Consider the following 6,553-nt stretch of genomic DNA (forward strand, 5'->3'; position numbering starts at 1 on the left):
TCCTTCCTCCTAGTCAGCCAGATGGGCAAATCCCATTTTTTCACGGATCTTATCATGGAGATTTGCAATCACAGCTGGTTTTTCTACTTTTGGAGCATCCTCATGAAGAAGCCAAGTTTTAGCCCAATGTGTCTCTGATACTGAGAATTGAGGAGCTTTTTGTTCGAAGTCAATCTGCATTGCATAGTCAGAACGCAAGGCAAAGGCATCCCCTTTCAAGTCAGTATAAAGTGACGGAGGTGTTCCTGGGATTGAGTAAAGATCCCCTTTATCATCAGCAAGCTGAGGCAAGCTAGACAAGAGACTCCATGTATATGGATGGCAAGCGTCATAGAAGACTTCCTCAACAGTTCCATACTCAACGATTTCTCCTGCATACATAACCGCTACCTTATCCGCAATACTTGCTACCACACCAAGGTCGTGAGTGATAAAGATTGTTGTGAAATGATACTCGTTTTGTAAAGATTTTAGCAAATCAATAATCTGAGCTTGAATGGTTACATCCAAGGCAGTTGTTGGCTCATCACAGATCAAGACATCAGGTCGGCAGGCAAGGGCAATCGCAATAACGATACGTTGACGCATTCCTCCAGAATATTGGAATGGGTATTCATCAAAACGTCTATCTGCGTCTGGGATTCCAACTTTATTCATGTAGTCAATGGCCAATTCTTTTGCTTCCTTGGCTGTTTTTCCTTGGTGTTTTACAATAACTTCTGTAATCTGGCTACCAATTGTTTTAATGGGGTCCAAACTAGTCATTGGATCCTGGAAGATAGTCGCAATCTTAGCACCACGAATTTGTTCCCAATCCTTGTGAGAAGATAGATTTGTCAAATCCTGACCACGGTAGTCAATACTACCTTGGGCAATGCGACCATTTTCTTCGAGCATACCTGTGAAGGTCTTTGTCAAAACAGATTTTCCTGATCCTGACTCACCTACCAAGGCTAATACTTCTCCTTCAACTAGTTCAAGGGAAACGCCGCGAATGGCTGTCAATACTTTGTCACGAACGTCAAATTCCACGACAATATCGCGAGCAGTCAAAATTACATTTTTTTCTTTTGTCATTTCTACTCCTATCTATGTGTACGTGGATCACTAGCATCCGCTAAGTTTTGACCAACTACGAAAAGGGACAAGGATACCAAAACAAGGGTTGTCAATGGAATCCAGAACAAGTAAGCATTGGTTGTTACGTTTTGTGAATAATCCGAAATCAAACGACCCAAACTTGGCACTGTAATCGGCAATCCAAGACCGAAGAAAGACAAGAAGGCTTCGTATGAGATAAAGCTTGGAAGCATTTGAGTCATCGTTGTCACAATAACAGATACCAATTGTGGCATAATGTTTTTGGCAACAATCTTCAAGGTTGGTGTTCCCAAAGTACGTGACGCCAAGTTGTATTCCAAATCACGATAACGCAAGATTTGCACACGGATCATGAAGGCAATCCCAATCCATGTCGTCACACTCATAGCAAAAATCAGATTCCAGAATCCAGCTCCGATTGAGTAAGTCAAGACAATGACAATCAAAAGAGATGGGATGTTTGAGATGACGTTATAAACTTCCATCATGACACGGTCAACTGATTTTGAAATTCCCCAAATACCACCGACAAAAACACCGATAACCAAGTTAATCACTGTCGCAATCACAGAAATAAGGATAGAGTTACGAGCTCCAAACCAGACACCGTCAAAGAGTGATTTACCGTTACTGTCTGTACCGAACCAATGCTCAGCATTTGGCTTGATATAACGAGCACTAAAGTCGTTTACCTTGCTGACATCATTGAAATCAAACTTAGAAAACATTGGGTAGATGAAACTCATCAAAATGATGGCTACCAAGATTCCCAACATGACTACAGTTGATTTTTTCTTCATAAATTGTCTAAACACTGATTTCCAGTAAGAATATGCTGGCGCATCAATAGTTTCAGAGGCAAAATCGTCACGTTTTACAAACTGAAATTTTTCTTTATCGATTGTAGACATTATTTGCCTCCTTTCTCAGTCAATTTAATACGTGGGTCAATAATAGTCATCCAAATATCTCCCAAAAGACGTGAGAAGATAGAAATACATGTAAAGATGAAGACAAGACCAACGACCATAGAGTTATTAGATGCTTTTACAGAGTCAATCAACATTTTACCCATACCTGGGAAGGCGAAGACTGTTTCAGTAAGGGTTGCACCACCGATAACCCCAATAATGGCACCAGGAATTCCTGAAACCAGCGGAACCATGGCATTTTTAAAGATGTGTTTGTTTGAAATTTCTTTTTCAGACAAACCTTTTGCACGAGCGAAACGAACAAAGTCTTGAGATTGCAAGTCAATCATGTAACGACGAATCCAAATGGCTGTAACAGGAGCACCCAACAAACCAAGGATGACTGCTGGTAAAACGTAAGAACGCCAATCTCCAGCTCCCAAGATAGGGAATGAATCTGGAAGGGCAATAGATGATCCAATCAATCGAACGATGTAAACCAAGGCAATGGTTGGAAGAGCAAGCAAGAAGGTCAAAGTCCCTGTTGAGAGGCTATCAATCCAAGTGTTCTTGAAACGAGCCATGGCTGAACCAAGTGGCACGGCAAGAGCATAGGCAAGAACCAAACCAATCAAACCAGTAATAGCAGAGCTGACAATCATAGATGGATATTGGTAATTACTTTCAGTCGCTGTATAAGGATCATCTTTCCCATAGCTAGCTACTTCACGAGAGTCAGCCTGACTAGGTGACTTGTAGGTTCTTGAGTAAATATTTACAGAAGACGTTTTCTTACCTGTTGGGAACTGAACTTGGGCAGTTTTGGTTTGTCCTTGACCTTGAGTAATAACCTGAAGAACTGGTGTATTAGCATAGGTTGGGTAAGAGTCACCTAAATTCAAGTTCACAAAGTTTTGATGAACAAATGGGAACTGACTGTTAAAGTACAAGAGATATTTATGTTTAGTTCCTGAACCGACCAATGACCATCCGATAGCTGGATCATTTTCAAAACGAAGGTAGCGTTTCAAGTCTGGATTTTCAGGGTCTTGGATTTTATTTGTATGGTCAATGTCAATCAAGTTAGCATAGAAGTGAAAAACACGTTCAAAAATTGGAATTTCACGAGTAGCATAGAATTGACCACTTTCAGTAAATTCTCCTAAAGTCCAACCATGACCTAATTGATTGATGTACTTTTCATAAATAGCTTTATTGGTCGCATTTGCTTCTACTGTTACAGAAGAATCCATGCTACTTGCCTTTTCTTGCAACTCTTTAGTATCGTAATACTCAATGTAGCCCATACGCTCAAACACAGTATTTTCATAGTTATCACGTTTATCAGCCGTTGTCGCAATTTTATTATAGTTAGGATCCTGCTTGAAAATCAATTTTCGAGGAACCAAGGTATAGATAATCGTGTAGGTCAAAGTCGTTACTAAGAAAATCGAAACCAATGACCGCAAAACACGCATAAAAATATATTTTTTCATATTATTTCCTTTAAAAATCCCAAAAGAACCTTCTCCTCATGGAGAGAAAGTTCTATTAGAAATTATTTACTTCACATGACTTGCCAATTCTTTTTGAGCTTTCTCATTTGATTCAGCTTTTTCTTTCAACCATTTTTCACGAGCTTTTTCATACTCTTCCTTAGTCACCACTTTATCTTGTAATTTCAAATATTTGAAGTAAACATCTGACCCCTTAGAGCCTGTTTGCGCAGAAGCTCCAGTAAATGGAACAATTCGTGAAAGCACTGGTGCTGCACCAGAAGAAGCCATAGCAGGAATAAAGAGTGAACTATCTGTCAACCATGCTTGAGCCGCTGCATATTTTTCATAACGGACATTCAAGTCGCTTGTCTCTCTGGCAGCTTCATCAACTAATTTATCGTATTCTTTCAAACCAACTTGAACTACTGAAGGGCTATTTGGATTATCAAATCCTAAATATGTTTTTGTAGTTTCACTGCTAGTTGTTTTTAAAATATCCAGGTAAGTAGATGGGTCTTGATAGTCTGGACCCCATGAAACTCCTCCTGATACATCCCAATCCTCAGATGAAGCATTGGCAGCATAGTAAGTAATATTAAGGAATTCATCACTTGTCATTTGTTGAATATCAACAACGACATTTTCAACACCAAGAACTGTTTCTACAGATTGTTTAAAAGACTGAATACGAGATATGTAGTTTTTTGATGCTTGGTCTACTGGAACGTCCAGATGAATAGGAAACTGAACGCCGTCTGCTTCTAAAGCTTTCTTAGCTTTCGCAAACTCTGCCTTGGCCTTGTCAGCATTGAATAAACCATCCTGCCCATCAGCTAAATTCACACCTTTCCACTCATCACCATAAGCAGGAAGTTGAGCAGCGACTAAATCACCAAAGGTCTTCTCACCAGCTGAAACAAAGTCTGGTTTTACAAATAAATTACGAACTGCTAAAGCTGCTCCATCTTTACCATTGATTTGAGCTGAGTAAGCTGAGCGATCAAGAGCAAAATTCAAGGCTTGACGGAAATCTTTGTTAAGCAATGCCTTCTTAGTAGCTACTTTCTCTGAATCTGTAGTTTTAGAAGTATAGTTGTAACTTTGGCGATCAATATTCACACCCAGACCAGCAATCCCAGAGCCTGATTGTGTGTAATAGATATTGTCCTTGTATTCTTCTGCAACCTTAGAATAGTTGGAGCTGGTAGGGTAAAGACGGGCATAACTATAAGCTCCACTAGTGAAGTTACGCTCTAGCGACTCCTGATCTGATCCATCATAGTAAGCTAGATTGATAGTATCTAGGTGGACATTTTCTTTATCCCAATATTGCTCATTTTTTACAAACTCTACAGAAGATTTTGCAGTCAACCCTTTCAACAAGAATGGACCATTATAAAGCAAGGATGTCGGATCTGTTGGTTTAGCAAAATCGCTTCCTTTTGATGTTTCGAATTCTTCATTCAGAGGCCAGAAAATAGAATAAGTCAACTTAGAGTTCCAGAACGGTTCAGGCTGGTTCAAAGTGTATTGTAACGTATAATCATCAACCGCCTTGACACCAACTGTTGAAAAATCTGTTGAAGTTCCTGATAGATAATCTGCCAAGCCTTTAACCGAATTTTCAGCTAAATACATAGCTTCTGATTTTTTATCTGCTGCGTGTTTTAAACCGTTCACGAAATCTTTAGCCGTCACCTCTGCATATTCTTCTCCATCAGAGGTAAACCATTTAACCCCTTTACGAATCTTATAAGTGTAGGTCAAACCATCCTTAGAGACTTCCCAATCCTCTGCAACTGCAGGAGCAAGATTACCGTAATTATCGTTAGTGAATAAACCATCAATCCCATTTGAAGTCACTACTGTTGTACTATTTTTACTTGAAATCAGGTAGTCCAAGGTTTCTGGGTCTGCTGTATAAACATAGCCATAAGCTTTAGGGGCTGATGAATCAGATGATTTTGAAGAACTGCATGCTGCAAGTACACCTGCTGCTAATAAAACAAGACCTGCTGTAGCAAATACACGATTTTTTTTCATTTTCTACTCCTCTGTTTATGTGAATTATAGATTGACAACCATTATATCACATTATCCATTAAAAATCAAACAAATTTTCAGAATATTTAGGCTTGTTGGCACAAATTTTTCATTTTTTTTGAATATATGATTCAAATTGTCGTTCGAAGTGTCAAAGACTACAGTGAAAATAGGAAATTTGACGCAGAAACTTTGGAGTTTAGGAAGACATACAGTAAAATGAAATACGGACGGAACAATGTGATTTTGGAATTCAAATCATTTTATAACAATATTAGACTTCCTGCAAAAGAGGATATAGCTTCATGAGTCCTTGATAACCATTGTCAGCCAAGATTTTACCAGCTTGTCCGATATTTCTGCGACTCGTTTTGAACAACTTCATATCATGACAATAGTTCACAGCGATATCCAAAGAAACTTCTCCCTTGACTTGTGACAATCGCTTGAGCCTTCATAGCGTGGCATTTCTTTTTATAGTCATTTAGTTTTTAAAAAGCGTTCCAAACATTCAAAAATAGTTGGGACTTCCCTTAATAAATCTGTTACTTTCTTTTTCAAGATAGCCCAAGCTTGCTCAATAGGATTCAAATCTGGTGAATAAGGCGGTAGAGGTAAGAAAAAGTGTTTATCTTGGATGCAGAGTTCATCCAAAATGTTCTTGGGATCAAAACTAGCATTGTCCATGATAATAACATGAGGTGTCTTCAAAGCAGGCAGGAGTTGCGTTTTGAACCACTCCACAAAGAAATCGCTTGTCCTGCTGTTCTTGTAAATCATGGGAGCTATAAACTCTCCGTCTACTTGTCCTGCAACAATTGAAGTTCGCTCAAAACGACGTCCGCTAATCTTTTCATAGACTTTCTCCCCTCTAGGAGCCCCTGCATAAGGACGATAGAGATAGCGGTCGATTCCTGTTTCATCAATATATACGATTGGTAAATCTTTTAGGTTATCCAAAATATCAAGAAACTCAGATACTTTCTCTGGGTCTTGTTC

The 6,553-nt window shown here is 39.1% G+C and carries 6 protein-coding genes and 1 pseudogene; 1 reads left to right on the top strand and 6 read right to left on the bottom strand.

The genetic code is table 11. From position 1 onward, the window contains the following. Positions 1 to 9 precede the first annotated feature (9 nt). The 4 genes from B4W83_RS04015 to B4W83_RS04030 all read right to left on the bottom strand — a co-directional run bounded on the left by B4W83_RS04015 (position 10) and on the right by B4W83_RS04030 (position 5,554). Positions 10 to 1,077 carry an ABC transporter ATP-binding protein gene (locus B4W83_RS04015; RefSeq protein ID WP_000159563.1) on the bottom strand — a complete coding sequence of 356 codons (1,068 nt, stop codon included), beginning with the start codon at positions 1,075 to 1,077 and terminating at the stop codon, positions 10 to 12. An 8-nt stretch (positions 1,078 to 1,085) separates the two neighbouring features. After that, the gene (gene oppC, locus B4W83_RS04020; protein WP_000103703.1) at positions 1,086 to 2,012 is read right to left on the bottom strand and encodes an oligopeptide ABC transporter permease OppC; all 927 of its coding nucleotides are present in this window, start codon (positions 2,010 to 2,012) and stop codon (positions 1,086 to 1,088) included. Further along, on the bottom strand, positions 2,012 to 3,508 hold the full coding sequence (locus tag B4W83_RS04025; protein WP_000759905.1) for an ABC transporter permease: 1,497 nt from the start codon (positions 3,506 to 3,508) through the stop codon (positions 2,012 to 2,014). The genes oppC and B4W83_RS04025 overlap by 1 nt, the downstream gene beginning before the upstream one ends. Before the next feature lie 66 nt (positions 3,509 to 3,574). Next, the gene (locus B4W83_RS04030; protein ID WP_000742234.1) at positions 3,575 to 5,554 is read right to left on the bottom strand and encodes a peptide ABC transporter substrate-binding protein; all 1,980 of its coding nucleotides are present in this window, start codon (positions 5,552 to 5,554) and stop codon (positions 3,575 to 3,577) included. 126 nt (positions 5,555 to 5,680) lie between these two features. Here B4W83_RS04030 and B4W83_RS13315 point away from each other — a divergent pair, with 126 nt between their 5' ends. Then, positions 5,681 to 5,863: a hypothetical protein gene (locus B4W83_RS13315; protein WP_079247630.1), complete on the top strand. Its 183-nt coding sequence runs from the start codon at positions 5,681 to 5,683 to the stop codon at positions 5,861 to 5,863. On the opposite strand, the pseudogene B4W83_RS04040 reads toward B4W83_RS13315, so the two are convergent. Both B4W83_RS04040 and B4W83_RS04045 read right to left on the bottom strand, forming a co-directional pair. Then, a pseudogene (locus tag B4W83_RS04040) lies at positions 5,838 to 6,030 on the bottom strand (IS5/IS1182 family transposase); the annotation flags it as partial. The gene B4W83_RS13315 and the pseudogene B4W83_RS04040 sit on opposite strands and share 26 nt — an antisense overlap. Positions 6,031 to 6,034: 4 nt before the next feature. After that, positions 6,035 to 6,553 (bottom strand): transposase (locus B4W83_RS04045; RefSeq protein WP_083022227.1); only part of this gene is annotated, 519 nt, incomplete at its 5' end.

Source organism: Streptococcus pseudopneumoniae ATCC BAA-960 = CCUG 49455 (assembly GCF_002087075.1).
Taxonomy (GTDB): Bacteria; Bacillota; Bacilli; order Lactobacillales; family Streptococcaceae; genus Streptococcus; species Streptococcus pseudopneumoniae.

Coding starts and splice junctions, on each gene's coding strand:
- B4W83_RS04015 (WP_000159563.1), bottom strand. CDS start 1,077: ATGACAAAAGAAAAAAATGTAATTTTGACTGCTCGCGATATTGTCGTG.
- oppC (WP_000103703.1), bottom strand. CDS start 2,012: ATGTCTACAATCGATAAAGAAAAATTTCAGTTTGTAAAACGTGACGAT.
- B4W83_RS04025 (WP_000759905.1), bottom strand. CDS start 3,508: ATGAAAAAATATATTTTTATGCGTGTTTTGCGGTCATTGGTTTCGATT.
- B4W83_RS04030 (WP_000742234.1), bottom strand. CDS start 5,554: ATGAAAAAAAATCGTGTATTTGCTACAGCAGGTCTTGTTTTATTAGCA.
- B4W83_RS13315 (WP_079247630.1), top strand. CDS start 5,681: ATGATTCAAATTGTCGTTCGAAGTGTCAAAGACTACAGTGAAAATAGG.